The organism is Martinezella sp. CNPSo 3890, assembly GCF_057784455.1.
This window is the reverse complement of sequence record NZ_JBXSOR010000002.1, coordinates 545,733-562,140: the sequence shown is the minus strand read 5'-3', so window position 1 is coordinate 562,140 and position 16,408 is coordinate 545,733. Positions and strand designations below refer to the sequence as shown.

Sequence of the window (16,408 nt, the reverse complement as noted above, 5' to 3'; positions counted from 1 at the left end):
AGAAATTCCCGAACGAAATGCGAAACTCACGGGCTGGCGTGATATTCGTCGAATGTGGTGACCGGTTGAGTGCGCGCACCCCGCCTTATGAAATCATCGAGCTTGTCGGCGCTGAGCGGAGGGCTGATGCTATAGCCCTGCAGGCGGTCGCAGCCTTCTTCCCGGAGCCAGGCGGCCTGTTGCTGCGTTTCGACGCCTTCCGCGGTCACCCGCATGTCCAGACCGTGGGCGAGCCCGATCACGGAGCGCACAATGGCTTGGCTTTTGCCGTCCTGCAAAATATCCCTGATGAAGTAGCGATCGATCTTGATCGTATCGAAGGGAAAATTCTTGAGATAGCTGAGCGAGGAATATTCCGTGCCGAAGTCATCAAGGGAAATCTGGATGCCGAGCACGTTCAGCGTGTTCAGCGTGTCGAGATTGTTGGTCGTGCGTTCCAGAAGCACGCCTTCGGTGATTTCCAGCTCCAGGCGCTCGGCTGGAAATCCGACGATATCGAGCGTTTGGGAGATGCGATCGGTCAGGCCCGGCGTCAGGAATTCCGCCGGAGAAAGGTTGACTGCGAGCGTATAATGCGCCGGCCATGCCAAGGCCTCGCGGCAGGCTTCTTCCAGCATCCACTGACCGATTTCGCGCATGAGGCCGTCGGCTTCGGCCATGGGAATGAAAGCGGCCGGCGGAATGATCCCGAGGGTCGGATGCCGCCAGCGCAGCAGCGCCTCGAAGCCGACTATATGGGACGAAGACTCCACCAGCGGCTGATATTCGATGAAGAACTCGTCGCGTTGCAGCGCCACGCGCAGGCTTCGTCGCAGCAGCTCCCTTTGTTCGACCACGATCAGCATGGCCGGATCGAAAGTCCGCGCCCGCCGTCGTCCCTCTTTCTTGGCGGCATAAAGGGCGACATCGGCAGCCTTCATCAGCTGTTCCCCCTCGTTGCCGTCGCGCGGCGCAATTGCAATGCCGACGCTTACGCCGACGAAAAGAGAGATGCCGTTGACCGTGAACGGCTTCTTGAATTCGCTCACCAGCGCGTCTGCCAGTCGCTCCGCCTCGAAGGCACGCTGCGGTCCGACCTGGATGATGGCGAATTCGTCGCCGGCGAGACGGTAGACCGTTCCGCCCTCGCCGAGCGCTTCCTTGATTCGTGCGGCGGCGAGTTTCAGCACGATGTCGCCGGCACCGTGGCCGAGCGTGTCGTTGACGGGCTTGAAGTCATCGAGATCGAGCTGCATCAGCGCCGGCCCGATCTTGCCGCTCGCCGGAAGGAGCTGCGCCAGCGCGGTACTGAATTGGCGGCGATTGGGCAATCCGGTCAACGCGTCGTGTGTTGCCTGATGGATCAGCCGCGCTTTTTCACCGTCGTCGGATGGCAGGTTCCCATTCGAGCTTGCCCCGTTGGTTTCGATAATCAGGAGGCCTACTCGAATGTAGGAGACGACAACGTTGCGTTTTCCTCGCCTCGGATCGTCGAGCGGGATCGTGCGAGCTTCACCTGTATCGATTACCTGACGAATGAGCTCGGCAAGCGCCGGTTTTGCAAGTGCCGGATAGGCCTCCCACAATGTCACCTTGTTCCGGGTGGGAAGGCCGATATGCTCTTTGAATCCCTTAGAGGAGTCGAGCAGTTTGAGATCGAGGTTCCAAAGCGAAATAACCGCCTCTAAACCGTTGTCGGATTCGGACTCATATGGAATTTGCTGCGACCGATCCACTCGGTTCTCAGGCATATGGCCTCGTCCTCCCCAAGCCGGTCAAACAAAATCCGGCCATTGTTCAGTTTCAACTGGTCCGTTCGCATCGGAGCGTGCGCATCAACAATCGCAGTCTCATCGATCGTGCGGGCGCAAGTCGTAACTTACCAGAACGTGACAGCCGCTTTAAGCGAATATATTACGAGATCTTCATATTTAGCAATGACTGCTAAAACAGGTGCAGATTAAATCGACCGCGGCGATATTATCTGTTTCATTTTGACTGCTAGAAGATTGCACTCCCAGATCGCACGATGCGTTTAGATTGCAGTGCTTCCATCGGGTGATTTCGATGGCTCCATGGTTGATTCATGGAGCGTCCTCTTTTCCGATCGACGCCAGCGGTCGCAGTCCCGCCGCCTTCTACTGAAGTGTCCTGCTTTGCGGCTCCATCGCAAGGACCGGCAATTGCGCTTCGCGGCCCCCTTGAACGGCAGGGTGGCTGCGAAGCCTTGCGGCCCTGCGAATAAGCAACTCCTCATTGATGATCGCTTGCATGCTCGCGGTGAATTTGCGCGGACTGAACTGTTCCGCATGCGCTTGCAGTGTTTCCGGGTGAAAGCGGTGCTGCATGGCCTCGAAATCGATAACGGCCTTGATCAGCGCATCGACGGACTGCTGGTCGAAGAGAATGCCAGTCACTCCCGGCGCGACCGTTTCCAGCGCTCCCCCACTTCCGTAAGCGATAACGGGTCGTCCGCTGGCCATCGCTTCCACCGGAACCATGCCAAAGTCCTCCTCGCCGGGAAAGACCAGCGCCCGGCAGCGCGCGAGCTTTTCTCTCAATATTGGAAATGGGGTCCGGCCGAGAAAAGTGATCGAGGGACCGGCGATACGTTTGAGCCCCTCCGCTTCGCTGCCTTCGCCGATGATGACCAGTTGGCGATTCATCCGGGTAAAAGCCTTCACCGCCAGATCAATCCGCTTGTAGGGAACCAACTGGCCGGCGCAGAGATAAAAATCCTCTGTCGATGGCGCCGGCGTGAAGTCATCGACATTGACGGGTGGATAGACCACGGTCGCGGGCCGCCGATAATACTTGCCGATGCGGTCGCAGACATGATGCGAGTTGGCGACGAAGCGGTCGACGCGCATGCTCGTATTGACGTCCCAGGAGCGCAGCATCGGCGCCAGCATCGGCAATATGAGCCGGGATGCGAGGCCTGCATGGGATCGATAGAAGTGATAGTGATCCCAAAGATACCGCATGGGGGAATGGCAATAGCAGATATGCGTCGCCCGCGGCGACGGGATGATACCCTTGGCCGGGCCGGATTCGCTGGAAATGATCAGATCGTAGCCGGTGAGGTCGAAGCTCTCCAACGCGAAGGGCATCAGCGGCAAGAGCGATTGGTAGGTCTTGGCGGCACCCGGAATCCGCTGAAGGAAGGAGGTGAAAATCTTGTGCCTGCGGATCTTCTCGGAGACACGGCTTTCATCATAGACGAGAGTGAAGATATCGGCGTCCGGATACATGTCGCAGAGCGCCTCGACCACTTTTTCTCCGCCGCGCATCGATACCAGCCAATAATGCACGATCGCTACCCGCATTGCTCTTCCCTCCATGGGTCGAGACAACATTGGGCAGCCGGCAACTTTTGCGACAGGGCCTACATCGGTTCAGCGCGGCATACAAATGGCCGAAGGGAGTGACCAAAAGATTTAGCTGCCGGTATGTGCCTGCACACAAGGATATGCCCATCCGACCAAGAGACGGCAGCGTCGCCTACCTCCCTGCCAGAAATGATAAGCCCTGTTGCTTCGGTAGGGGATTTACACGTTATGCGTTCAGCTGCTGATCTCGCTCCCTGGCGCCTTTTCCGTGTGATGGCGCAAGCGATCAAGAAAGCGAGATTTAGACTCATGTCCAGAGTGTGCGCTTCGGCTTACCATTCCATCTCCAGGCCATCTCGATTGATGGCGCCCTGGTTGATGGCGTTGCTTCTTTCTGGCGTGGGGATGCATTGCATGGCGAGTGCTGCGGCGGCCGACGCCTATCGTGTCGGACCTCAGGCGCGGATCAAGGTCGCCATCGTCGAATGGATCGCCGCAACCGGCGAATACAAGGAATGGACGGCGCTGAACGGCGAATATGTCGTATCGCAATCGGGTTCGATCTCAATTCCGATGATCGGAGAAATGCGGGTCGGCGACAAGACCGTCGAGGACATCAGCGCCGATATCGGCGACAAGCTGAAGCAGATCACCGGTCTGGCGCTTGCACCGACCGCTTCGGTCGAGGTCGTCAAATATCCGATGATCTATGTGTCCGGCGCTGTCGAAAAGCCGAGCGAGCTGGAGTTCAGGCCTGGCCTGACGGTGAAGCAGGCGGTAGCCATGGCGGGTGGGCGTGAGCGCCGATCCAGCCAGACCGGTGACTACTCGGAGGCGCAGCAGGTCAGCTATGCCGGCGAGATCAGCCGGATGGAGCTGCAGCTGAAACAGCTCGGCGCCCGGCGGGCCCGCCTGATGGCCGAACTCAACGATCAGCCGGCGATCACATTCCCGCCGGAGATCAAGGCCGCTCCCGAGGGATCGGCCATCTGGCAGATCATGACGAGCGAAGTAGACCTGTTCAATGCCAGGGCAGATGCTCTGCGTCAGCAACTCGCCGCCGCCGCGGATCTGGAAGTGCTGCTGCGCAACGAAATCAACATCCTTGATGAGAAGATGTCGTCGCAGGACGAGCAGGTGAAGATCGCGCAGGACGAGTTGAGCGACATTTCCAAGCTGGTCGACACGAAGATCCTGACCACCTCTCGGAAAACCTCGCTGGAGCGGATCGTCGCCGAGATGCAGGCAGGCAAGCTGGATCTTGTCGTTGCTTCGATGCAGGCAAAGCAGAAGCTGAGCGAGACCGAACGTGACGCGCTCAATCTCAAGGGCCAGCGCAAGACCGATGCCGGCCAACTGCTGCAGACTACCGAGACCGAAATCGAGGATACCAAACTAAAGCGAAACACGACGCTGCAACTTCTGCAGCTTTCGGGCGCTTCGCTTTCGAGGAGTCAGAGCATGAAGGCGCTCGATCTCCAGCCGATGGAATACTGGATCACCCGCAACGGCGACGAGGCCAATGCGATCAAGGCATCGGAAGCGACCACGCTGCAGCCGGGGGACGTTCTGGATGTGCGCTACAATATTTCCGGAAGCCTGGACGGCACGGCGCTTTCGTCTGCCGATACCGGCCAATCTCAATAGTGATAAGCGAGCAATGTGGGGCGACAATCATGGCAATTCACGAGATCGGTAAGGGCTTGCGCAGCATTCCTTCGAGCGCCAAGGGTACAGGGGGCAGCGAATATATCTCCTTTCGTGACGTCTGGCGTTTCCTGCAGCGCCACTGGATGATCTTCGCACTGTTTACGGGGGCGGGCCTCGGCGTCGGCGGCTTCTACATGGCGACCACCCAGCCGGTCTATTTGGCGACCACGCGGCTCGTCATGGATCCAGACCAGGGACGCATCGTCTCGCAGGACGCCTTCACCGGAACGGTCATCATCGAGGCGGCGGAAATCGCGAGCCAGGTCGAGATCGTCAAATCCGAGGCGATCGCGCGCGCGGTCGTGCAGAAACTCAATCTCACGGAAGATCCGGAAATAGTCGGCGGCATGTCCTGGCAGGCGACGCTGCATGACAAGCTGCGCGCACTCTTCAGCTACTTCAAGCACGGCGATGATGGCAGCGCGAAAGTGGAAACCACGGAGGATGATCTCATGCGCCGCACCATGGCCTCCTTCCTCTCCAGGGTCGAGGTTACCCGCGTTGGCCAGTCCTACATTCTTGAGATCGGATATAGTTCGGTCGATCCGCAAAAGGCGGCTCTGGCGGCGAACGCGATTGCAGAGGCCTATATCAGCACCGGCCTGTCGGAGCGGGCATCGGCAGCGCAAAGTGGTGCCAAATGGCTGGAGACACGTTTGATCGAAGTCGGACGGCAAGCTCGCGAGGCGGCGATGAATGTCGAGGAGTTTCGCGCTAAAAACGGCATCATGGAGATCAGTACATCGTCCTCCCTCGATCAGCAGCAACTATCGGAGATCAGTAGTCAAGCAGTCGCGGCCAAGGCACAGACGGCGGCAGAATCAGCCAAGCTCGCGACACTCAACCAGCTGATGTCGGGTGGTAAAGTCGAAGGCGATGTCGATGAGACGATGAACAATCCGCGCATACAGAAGCTGCAGGAGGATCTCGGAGCTGCGACAATCAAATTGAACAACCTTACCGGCAGATATGATGCCGATAATCCCGCCATCATTGCCGCGCAGCAGGAAATCGATCGAATAAGGGGAGATATGCGCAAGGAGTTCGAGCGTATCCAGGCAGTCTACAAGGTAAATCTGGAAGTCGCCCAAACCCGCGAGAAGCTGCTCAGCGATGAATTGGCGTCGCTTAAGGACGCCGGAACGGACAAGAATCTGGCAAGGGTGGAGCTGTCGGAGATGGAAAGCCGCGCCACCACCTACCGACGGATGTATGAAAGCATCCTGCAGCAGCTGATTGGCGCGCTGCAAAAGGAATCGTTTCCGCTTGGCAATGTTCGTGTCGTGACCGCGGCCGCCGTGCCGCTGGCAAAGAGCTGGCCGAAGTCTTCCTTCGTCCTGCCCTTCACGGCCATGCTCGGCCTTGCGGCCGGTGTCATGGCGGCGCTCTTGCGGGACGGCCTGGATCGCCGCGTCAGCTCCAGTGAAAAGCTGCGGCGGGAATTGGGGATCAGCTCTCTCGGCCACGTGCCCGTCTACATGAGCCCGTCCTTCCTGCCGGGAAGAATGGCGGCCGCCAACGCGGGCTGGCGACGAACGATGCTGCCGTTGAGATCCGTGCTCGATACGCCCTATTCGCAATTTTCGGAAGCCTTGCGTGGTGTCAAGCACTCGATCGATTCCGCATTTCCGCCGAACGCACCCATGGTGATCGGCATCACCTCGGTCGGCACCGGCGAAGGCAAGACCACGATCGCGACCAATCTCGCGCAGCTCTATCAGCACGAAGGTGCATCCGTTGTGCTCGTCGACGCCGACTTTCTCAATGCGAGACTGAGCTGCGTGGTTACCGAAGCCGGCACGGATTTCGGCATGGAGGCCTTGAGCATCAACGATGCGCCGCGCCGCTATGCCGTCGCCCATGAAGGCGGCCTGCTTGTCGCGAAGGCCGAGCATGAGCCCGAGGCGGAAGTCATGCAGGCCCATGGTGGCGTCCCGGTCGTCACCGTCGACGAGACCGAAAAATCCGTGACCGCTTTTCAGCGCTATGGGCATCTGCCCGCGCTGAAGGCTGAGATCGACTTGTTGCGCCGGCGATACAAGGTCGTCATCGTCGATATGTCTGCCTTCGAGGATTCTGCCGATACCCGCGTCATCTGCACCTATCTCGAGGGCATTGTCGTCGTCGTCGGTCAGACGAACAAGATGACGGTGGAGAGGCTGTCGGACGCGCTGGCAAGCTTTGGCACGACAACGATCAATATCCTCGGCATCATCGCCAACCGCAGCCATGAGAGGCGCCACCGCCAGGACAAGCGGCTTTGGCGCCGCCGTCAGGATCGTCGCCAGGTGCGCGCGTCGGCGCGACGACTTACGGGCAGCGTAACGGGCCGGCCCTTGAAGATCACGCTCGGTGTTGCAAGCTCCGGCCGCCGCGATATCCTGTCGTCCATCCTCCCCCATGTTGCCAGCCAAACACGGAAGCCGGACGAGATCGTCGTCTGCCTTTCCTCCCCGGAAGACATCGATCCGAGCTGCCTTAGAAATCTCGACATTCCGGTGCGGGTGCTTATCAGCGAGCGCGGGCTCTGCCGTCAGCGCAATCGCATTCTCGACAGCGTTCAGGACGCGGATATCGTCCTTTTCCTCGATGATGATTTTCTGATGACGCCTGCCTATATCGCAGAAACGGAACGACTGTTTCAGCTGCAGCCGGATGTCGCCATGTGCACCGGCACGGTCTTGGCCGACGGCATTACCGGACCGGGCATTTCCGTTCGTGACGGCTTACGATTGGTCGGCACGGAGCGCCGCCGCCGCTCCGAGCCCTCGATGCAAATCCGATCTGTTTACAATGCCTATGGCTGCAACATGGCGATCCGCATGGCCGTCGTCAAAGCCGCGGCCCTGCGTTTTGACGAGAACCTACCCTTCTATGGCTGGCTCGAGGATGTCGATTTCAGCAGACTCGTGGCCCATTACGGCCAGGTCGTGAGCGTCAAGCAACTCGAAGGCGTTCATCTCGGCACGAAAGGTGGCAGACCGGGCGGTGTTCGTCTCGGCTATTCGCAAATAGCCAACCCGCTCTATCTCATGCGCAAGCGCACGATGAGCGTGCCGCAGGCAACAATGCAGATCGGCCGCAATCTCGCGGCTAACCTCGTCAAGGTCTGGCGACCGGAGCCGTGGGTCGACCGCAAGGGCCGCCTTAAGGGCAATGTCATCGCGCTTCGCGATCTCCTCAAGGGCAGGTTGGCGCCCCAAAACATCGAAGCGCTGGAATAATCCGGTGGCACGCTCATCCGACCTCGATCGTGTCGTCATCATCAACGACCGCTCCGCCAGGATAGGCGGAGCATCGAATCTGGCGATGCTCTCGGCCACTTTGCTGCAGGAAGCCGGGGTAGCCGTGACCTACTTCGCCGGCGATGGCGCCGGCTCCGAACAGCCAGCGGCCGACACCATCAATCTGGCCGCACAGCCGCTAACGCAGCAGCCGCGTCTCAGCGCACTTGCCAGCGGTCTTTATAGCCATCGGGCCTATGAAGGCTTGAGCGCTCTCATGTCGCGCGTCGATACCAAGGGCACTATTTATCATGTCCACGGCTGGTCGAAGATCCTATCGCCGTCGATTTTCCGCGCCCTATGGCCGGTTCGGGACCGAGTCGTCCTGCACGCTCATGACTATTTCCTCTCGTGCCCGAACGGAGGATTTGCCAATTACCGGAGAAGCCAGGTCTGCCCTCTGACGCCGATGTCGCTCGGCTGTCTGGCGACAAACTGCGACAAGCGCGGCTATCACGAGAAGATCTGGAGATCGGCCCGCCATATGGTGAGGGAGCATTATTACCCCATCCAGCAATTTGCCGCCAATATCATCGTCGTACATCAACGTATGCGCGAATACTTCGCCCGCGGCCAGATCAACATGGGCAATATCGAGGCAATTCGCAATCCGGTCGAACCCTTCCTCGATCATCCTACGGAGCCATGGAAGAAGCGCGATTTCTTCTTTGTTGGTCGGCTGGAGCCGGAAAAGGGATTTGAAGATGCCGCGATCGCGGCGCGGCTTGCCGGTGGAAAGCTGCAGATCATAGGCGACGGCGCCGGCCGCGGTCGGCTGGAGCGGGACTTTCCCGAAGTCGTCATTCACGGCTGGAAATCCAAGAGTGAGATGCGGAACATCCTTTGCGACGCGCGCGCCCTCGTCATTTCCTCCCGGGTGCCGGAACCTTTCGGATTGGCGGCGCTCGAGGCCGTGACGAGCGGCATACCGGTGATCTTGCCGGATACCGCGCTTCTCGGCGACGAACTCGCGATGCTCGGATGCGGACTGACCTTTCAGGGCGGCAAGGTGGAAACGCTGGCAAGCGGAATGCGCCGGCTTGCCAGCGATGACATACTTCTTCGACGGATGAGCGTGAATTGCCTCCGCCGATCAGGCGAGCTGGCGCACACACCTGTCTCATGGCGCGACGCATTGCTTACCCTGTACGATCGTGTTCTCGACCGCGCAAACGCTGCCAGAACGAACTTGCGGTCGACCTTGGACGACGACTTTTCAGCCGCCCATCGACTGATCGACGAAGCGGGCTGAGGCTTGTGGGTAGCTCTGTGCCCGGCGTCCTACGCCAATGGGACTAACCCAATGTCCGCAGGGTCAATTGTCAAGGATTGGGGCAGCTGGCAGCCTTTGAAGGAAGCATGATGGTGGTGAGGGGTCCGGAAGATGTTATCGACTTTTGACAGCATTGCCCATCGCGAGCGATCTCGCCGCGAGGCGAAGCGGGCGGAACGAAGGGGACGCGCCAAGCGTATTGTCGACCTTGTTCTTTCTGGGCTCGGGCTGTTGTTTCTGGCGCCGGCGCTGCTTGTCATCGCGATTGCATTGCTTGTGGTCGACGGCCGGCCCGTCATCTATCGCCATACGCGCGTCGGCCGCGATGGACGCCCGTTCGACTGCCTGAAATTCCGCACGATGCGCAAGGATGCCGATCGGCAGCTGGCGGAACTACTGGCACGTGACGAAACGCGAAAGCAGGAGTGGCTATCGACACAGAAGCTGACGAACGACCCTCGCGTGCACTGGCTCGGGAAATACCTGCGCATGAGCAGCGCCGACGAGCTACCACAACTGGTGAACGTTCAGCGCGGTGAGATGAGCCTGGTCGGACCTCGACCTGTCGTTGCCGCGGAGCTCGATCGCTATGGAGCCAATCTCTATTGTTATCTGGGGCTGCGGCCGGGGATCACGGGCCTCTGGCAGGTCAACCGCCATGCCGATACCACTTACGAGGAGCGTATCCAGTTTGATCTGGATTACTTCCATAGCCGTTCCTTGCGCACCGATTTTGCAATTCTCGTAAAAACGGTTGGCGTCGTGCTGCTTGCACGCAACGAAAAAGAACGTCTCACCAAATGAAAAAAGCGGCTACGGCAATCCAGACGACAAGGCAGAAAATCACCAGAATCCAACGAAGCAAAAGTTTCTGGCGCAATCCACCCGGCGGTTCCGGGGCGATGCGATCATGGTTTTCGTCTTTCATAAGCGGCTCTGCGTGGTGTTTCATGACGATTGCCGGCAAGCCCCTCTTCTATTGCCGAGAACTTCCATCGGACCCTGACGTTCAGGGTAATAATTTCTCTGATGGAAAATCGAATAATTCCGGCGCACCCCGCTTGCAGGCAGCGCTTCATTGCACGGAATCATGTCCTGAATGGGAACACTATAGACTTTATCTGGTGCAAGGCTGGAAACAACTGTGGATTATCATGTTACACTTCAATGGGATTTCTCAACCGGGCGATGCGAAGGCCGCCTATGCTCGTATTTACTTGCCGCGACGGTGCGCTGATGGATAGCTTTCCGCTTCGCCCCAAGCGTGCCGTCTGGACGAGCATACGTTACTGGCTACGCGCCCGCATGCCCGCGATCGTCGGCGATGGAGCCTCGACGCTCGTTTCGAAAGTCGTATCTCAGGTCGTCCAGCTTCTCATATTCCTCGTCGCCGCCCGTGTGCTAGAATCGGCCGAATTCGGTCTCTACGCGTTCAGTTCCGCTATTGTCGTCATGCTCGTCGTGATCTCAGAAGGCGGATGGGGCGAGTTCGTCATGAAGGCCGAGTGTACGGATCGCGAGCTCGACCAGATCGGCACGCTTTCGATCGTCGCCGGGGTGCTCGTGACGATCGTCGGGCTGTTTGCTTCCGCCATTGCCTGGCTCCTTTTCGGCAGGCCGCATGAAGCGCTACTCCTCGTTCTTTTCAGCTGCTGGTTTTTGCCATCGTCCCTTTACGCGGTTTACGATGGGTTGTTGGTCGCACGTGGCCTGCTGCGCAAGCAGGCCACCATCCGGATGGCAAGCGAAGTTGCCGGGCTTAGCGCTACGATGCTTGGGCTGTGGCTCGGCTGGAACGTGTTTTCGCTCGCGGCCGGCCGGCTCGTTTCGCAGCTCGTTTGTCTTGCCGGCTCGGTGGCCGTGCTTGGCTGGCGTCCCAAGCTGCATCTCACCTGGCCTTTCGCGCGCGAGATTCTCGAATTTTCCAGCCATATTCTGTCGAACCGGCTGATCCTCTTTCTGCGATCCTATTCCGGAACGCTCGCGATCGGCAGCTTTCTGGGCCTCGCGGAGGCAGGTTATTATCGTGTCGCGGAACGTATCGTCGCGGCATTTTCCGAACTCATCGGCGAACCAGCGCGAATGCTGGCCTGGACCTTGTTTCGCCGCGCCGCGATCGTGATCGGAGCGGACGGAAGGCAGGTTCGCGACGCCGGTCCTTCCGCAACGATCTTCATGACGGTTCTCATGGCAATTTCGACGCCGATCTATCTCGGCCTTTCGCTCATATCGTCCGATTTGATCGACATCGTCCTCGGCGAAAAATGGGCGCCAGCGGCGATTCTGGTCGCGATCCTGTCGATAAAACAGATCCTGTTGATGCCGGGCTACGTCACGGAAGCCCTGCTATCCCTGTCGGGCAATATCAGGCGCATGCCTCCCACCCTGCTGTTGAATGCGGTGGTCTCCGTCTCCCTGATCCTGCTTCTGGCGCCTTTCGGCGTGGCCGCTGCCGCCTGGGGACAGTGTCTGGCGTCGTTGATCTCCTTTTTAACATCGATGCACCTGCAAAAGAACTATGGCGGCCTTCGGTGGGGACGTGTGCTGCGCAAGAGCGGTTATCTTGCCGTTGCCGTGGTGTTGATGGCGTCGGCGGTTTACGGGCTCGGCTATTTCGCCGGATCGCTCAGCATGCAGCGCGTATTGACTGTACTGCTGCAGGTGGTCTCGGGCGGTGCAATCTATGTCTGCACGTTACTTGCTCTGGAGAAGATGAGCGGAGGTGCGGTTTCGATTCTCTCGGGCAGGCGGTGACCGGCAACGACAGGATGGATTTAGATAGGGGGATGCAGGATGACGGCTTCGTTGCAATCCAATGCGTCATGGTCGGCGCATGCGCGCTCGGCCTTGAAGAGCGCCGCACAGGCGGCCGCTCAAGGGCTTTCGCCACTGCGCCTTGCCAGAGGAAGGCTGAATTATCTCTTGCCCTTTCCACGGCGGTTTACCGGCGCCTATGACACCTATGACGCCGCCATGGCCGCCGCCCGCAGGCAGACCATGGCTGGCTACGATCATGACGAGATCGCAACCGTCGCCTTCGTCAAAATGTGTGAGGTGGCCCCCTGGGATTATCCGGTGCTGTTCTGGGTCCGCAATTTGCTGCACGAGATCGATGGCCTCGTCGATGCTGGTGGGCACATGGGCACGAAATATCGCGCCTTCCGTCCCCTGCTGCCGCTCGACGACGCTTTTCGCTGGGTCGTCTACGATCTGCCGGCCATCGTCCGCGCCGGGCAGAGCCTTGCCGAGAAGGAAGGCCTGACGAGCCTGTCCTTTGTCGATCGGATTGGAGATGCCGGCGAGATGCCTTTGTTGCTTGGATCGGGGCTGATGCAATATCTCGATATGCCGCTGTCCGGACTGCTATCGCAAATGCCCTCCCGGCCGCAGCACCTGATCCTCAACAAGGTTGCGCTCCGCAAGGGCGGCACGGTCGTCACGCTGGAACGCATCGGCAGGTCCTATGTCCCCTATCACATGCGCAACGAGGCGGACTTCATCGACGATATCGCAAAGCTCGGCTACAAGCAGGTCGACCGCTGGTCCATTCCCTCCCTGTCCCACGCCATAGACACGCACCCGGAACTCGGCCGTAGCGAGAGCGCCGGTTTCTATTTTCGGCTGGGCTAGGATAATTCCGGGAAAAGTGCATAGCGGTTTTCCGTCGGGAATCGCGCAAAAAGGCCGGAGCATTTTCGCGATTCGAGCGGAAGGTTTTAGCCGCGATGGAGCGATAGGTCCGCTTCGTTCCGATGATCCGGTCTGTGCGATTGCTTGGAGGCGTGCCGTTGCTTGAGGTGATCGGCAAGGCGGATAGCCAAGGCGAGTAGCATCAGCGTCGGATTGGCGTGGCCCGGCGTCGGGAAGACCGAGCTGCCGGCAACAAACAAGCCATCGATGCCGTGAACCATGGCATTGGTATCGACGACGCTCGTTCGCGGATCGGTTCCCATGCGGGTGGTGCAGGAAGGATGGGCCATATCCATGAAGACGGGCTGGGTGTTCTCCCTCGCCGCGATCCAATCCGGCAGCACTGGTTTCGGTAAGCCAACGCGAACGAATTCTTTCGAGATCAATCCTGCAAGTCGTTTGACACTGGCTATTTCGCGTTGGCCGATTTTCCAGTTGACCCGCGGCAATGGCTGGTCGAAGCGATCGCGCTGTTGGGCGAGCATGATACGGCTTTCGGGATCGAGCTGTTGCTCGACCATGACGTCGAAGCGCAATTCCGTCGAGCGATGCGGCAGGCCGCGCTTGCGCACGAGGCGTTCGTAGAGCCCCGAGCTGATCATATCAGCCGATCTCGCGACTGTTGCAAGATCTCCCATGACGGTCTTGCCCACCCCCTTCGTCAAGCGCTTCAGCGCCGCCCAGGGATCATCCCGAGCATGGAGCTGCACCGGATAGGCGGCGCAGTTGGTAAGGCCTTCCTGTGCCTGAATTTCAGGGCTTAGGGACAGGCCCCTGAGATAGAAATGCGTGCGCCCCTCGTGGCTGAGGCCATAGAAATTGAAATGACGTGCGATCACGTCGATGTCGCGTCCCGTGAAGCGGCAGAGCGATGTTCGGGGGTGGTCGCAGAGATAGCGGCCGACAACATCATGCTCATTGCCTATGCCCGCCGGCAGAAGGGAATTGGATGCGAGCAGCAGGCGTGCATTCTCGACGCCCCCACCGCAAAGAACGATCGTGTTTGCACGGACAGTCGCGCTGCGGCCGGTGGCGCTCCGGAGATTGAGCGAGGTCACCCGACGGCCCTGGCTGTCGACATTGATCTCGGTCACCGTGGCATGCGTCAGGAAGCTTATGTTCGCGGCCGTGATATCGCCAGCAAGTCGGGCAAAGCGCGTCGGCTCGGCACGCGGATGGCGCATGTGGCTGAATTGCCAGAAGAAAGGTTTCAGAAGCCGCTTGTCCAGGCCAAGATCGTCCGGGCGTGAACGAAGCAGCGCAAAAAGGCTTTCATCGTAGAGGTTCGGCCCGAGGTTGAGCAGTTTGCCGGCACGATCGAGAGCAGGCAGCAGCTGCCCGCGATCGATCGGCCAGCCGGAGAGCGGAAGCCACGGTCGGTTCAGGAAATCGATGTCATCGAAGGCGGCGCATTTGCCGATCCATGTATGGCTGCTGCCGCCAAGCATGCGATTTCGCAACTCGAATGCGGGAACATCGTTCAGCCATGCCAATCCGCCGGTATAGCCCCGTCCTTCGGGCACGGCATTCGCCGACATGAATGGCTCGCCAATGTTCTCGACGGAATTCAGCGCCTGTATTTCCGCCTCGTAATCCTGGCCGCCGCTCTCGATGACAATGACCCGAAAGCGGGTATCGACCAACTCGCGGGCGATCGCAATTCCGGCCGGTCCGCCACCGACGATCGCAATATCGACATGTATTTCAATGCCTTCCGGCATAGACCTCAAGTCACTGGTTATCATGATCGTTTTCCCGCTCGTTTTCCTAGTTTTTACCAGCATCGCGAGCATGCGGATAACTGTTCGATTGGCATAGGCGGGCGCGATATCTACCGATTTCGGATAGGTGATCTGATCGGTTCCGGCGCTTCTTTCAGTCGGAAGTCCATGCTGAAAATGCATCAATCACAGGCTAGGCTCTCCAGCAAATGCCGAGTTTCCTGGGAGCGAAGATCATGGCCAAGGTGGGGTTACGGGAGTGGTTGGCGCTCGCGCCGGTATTTGCCTCGGGCAAATTGGCACGCTACAGCGACGAGACCGGCGGCCCGCTCGGGCGCTTCGAAGCCGATTTTTCCACCAAGTTCGGTGTCCGCCATACCTTGGCCACCAGCAGCGGAACCGGCGCATTGATCTCGGCGCTGGTTGCCGCCGGCGTCGGTCCCGGGGATGAAGTGCTCGTGCCCGCCTATACCTGGATCGCGACCGCTGCCGCCCCACTGGCCGCCGGCGCGGTGCCGGTCCTGGTCGATATCGACCACACGCTCACGATGGATCCGCGGGACATACTGCGTAAGATTACGCCACAGACGAGGGCAATCATTCCGGTCCACATGTCGAACATGGTATGCGACATGGACAGCATCATGCGCATTGCCCGGGAGAATAACCTCGTCGTCATCGAGGATGCATGCCAGGCTGTCGGATTGCATTACAAGACCAAGCGGGTTGGGACAATCGGTGATTTCGGAGCCTTCAGCTTCAATCAGTTCAAGAACATCAATTGCGGGGAGGGCGGGGCCGTTGTCACGAACGACGCGCGGCTGTTTGCGCGCGCCCGGATGTATCACGACATCGGCTCCATGTTTCGCGGCCATCTCGACAATGCCAACGAACCGCCCATGCTGGGGGTGAATTTCAAGGCGAGCCAGATTCAAGGCGCCATGCTGAACGTGCAGTTGAAAAAGCTTGATCCGATGATTGCCCGCTTGCGTGAGCGCTACGATGTGATGAGTGAAATCTTCGCCAAGAGCGGACAGATCATGGTGGGGCCCCACAACGATATCGGCAATGCGGCGGGCCTCCACGTCATCTTCGAGACGTCGGACGAGGCCAAGCGATTTGCCGAGGAAAACAAGCGCGGTGTCTATCGGCTGTTCGATTCCAGCCGCCATGTCTATACCAACTGGCAACCTGTTCTGCAGCAACGCACAGGCCATCCGGCGATGAACCCCTTCCACTGGACCGATCGCAAGATCGAATACACACCGGAACTTTGCGCGCAGACACTTGACATCCTGAAGCGCAGCTGCCGCATCAGCCTTGGAGAAAACTATCCCGTCGCGTTGGTCGCCTATATGGCGAGGCGGATGTCACGGCAGGCAAAATCGAAGAACGCCAATCTCTTCTACGCAACGATCTGAC

General features: G+C 59.2%; 11 protein-coding genes. 7 read left to right on the top strand and 4 right to left on the bottom strand.

Annotated features, from left to right (window positions below):
- Window positions 1-26: 26 nt before the first annotated feature.
- Together AC13RC_RS08765 and AC13RC_RS08760 are read right to left on the bottom strand one after the other, a co-directional pair.
- Window positions 27-1,730, bottom strand: a complete 1,704-nt coding sequence (locus AC13RC_RS08765; RefSeq protein WP_488556945.1) for a putative bifunctional diguanylate cyclase/phosphodiesterase — start codon at window positions 1,728-1,730, stop codon at window positions 27-29.
- Between the two features lie 387 nt (window positions 1,731-2,117).
- Window positions 2,118-3,305 (bottom strand): glycosyltransferase, encoded by a 1,188-nt coding sequence (locus AC13RC_RS08760; protein ID WP_488556944.1) that lies wholly within the window; start codon window positions 3,303-3,305, stop codon window positions 2,118-2,120.
- A gap of 417 nt (window positions 3,306-3,722) precedes the next feature.
- Between AC13RC_RS08760 and AC13RC_RS08755 the strand changes: the two genes are divergently transcribed.
- From AC13RC_RS08755 to AC13RC_RS08740, 4 genes are all read left to right on the top strand, one after another.
- The gene (locus AC13RC_RS08755; RefSeq protein WP_488556943.1) at window positions 3,723-4,955 is read left to right on the top strand and encodes a polysaccharide biosynthesis/export family protein; all 1,233 of its coding nucleotides are present in this window, start codon (window positions 3,723-3,725) and stop codon (window positions 4,953-4,955) included.
- Window positions 4,956-4,984: 29 nt separating this feature from the next.
- Window positions 4,985-8,242: a nucleotide-binding protein gene (locus AC13RC_RS08750; RefSeq protein ID WP_488556942.1), complete on the top strand. Its 3,258-nt coding sequence runs from the start codon at window positions 4,985-4,987 to the stop codon at window positions 8,240-8,242.
- Window positions 8,243-8,246: 4 nt separating this feature from the next.
- Complete coding sequence (locus AC13RC_RS08745; protein WP_113353328.1) at window positions 8,247-9,554, top strand: glycosyltransferase family 4 protein; 1,308 nt, start codon at window positions 8,247-8,249, stop codon at window positions 9,552-9,554.
- Between the two features lie 132 nt (window positions 9,555-9,686).
- Complete coding sequence (locus tag AC13RC_RS08740) at window positions 9,687-10,379, top strand: sugar transferase (protein WP_488556941.1); 693 nt, start codon at window positions 9,687-9,689, stop codon at window positions 10,377-10,379.
- On the opposite strand, the gene AC13RC_RS08735 is transcribed toward AC13RC_RS08740, so the two are convergent.
- Entirely contained in the window at window positions 10,369-10,542 is a 174-nt protein-coding gene (locus AC13RC_RS08735; protein WP_162748839.1) for a hypothetical protein, read from the bottom strand. The genes AC13RC_RS08740 and AC13RC_RS08735 overlap by 11 nt on opposite strands.
- A 236-nt stretch (window positions 10,543-10,778) precedes the next feature.
- On the opposite strand from AC13RC_RS08735, the gene AC13RC_RS08730 reads away from it, so the two are divergent.
- On the top strand, window positions 10,779-12,329 hold the full coding sequence (locus tag AC13RC_RS08730; protein ID WP_488556940.1) for an oligosaccharide flippase family protein: 1,551 nt from the start codon (window positions 10,779-10,781) through the stop codon (window positions 12,327-12,329).
- Window positions 12,330-12,368: 39 nt separating this feature from the next.
- Window positions 12,369-13,205 (top strand): methyltransferase, TIGR04325 family, encoded by an 837-nt coding sequence (locus AC13RC_RS08725; protein WP_113395124.1) that lies wholly within the window; start codon window positions 12,369-12,371, stop codon window positions 13,203-13,205.
- Window positions 13,206-13,291: 86 nt separating this feature from the next.
- Here the strand turns inward: AC13RC_RS08725 and AC13RC_RS08720 are convergent, their stop codons facing one another.
- Entirely contained in the window at window positions 13,292-15,010 is a 1,719-nt protein-coding gene (locus AC13RC_RS08720; protein ID WP_488556939.1) for a GMC oxidoreductase, read from the bottom strand.
- 212 nt (window positions 15,011-15,222) lie between these two features.
- Here AC13RC_RS08720 and AC13RC_RS08715 point away from each other — a divergent pair, with 212 nt between their 5' ends.
- Window positions 15,223-16,407 carry a DegT/DnrJ/EryC1/StrS family aminotransferase gene (locus AC13RC_RS08715; protein WP_113353577.1) on the top strand — a complete coding sequence of 395 codons (1,185 nt, stop codon included), beginning with the start codon at window positions 15,223-15,225 and terminating at the stop codon, window positions 16,405-16,407.
- The last annotated feature ends 1 nt before the right edge of the window (window position 16,408 follow it).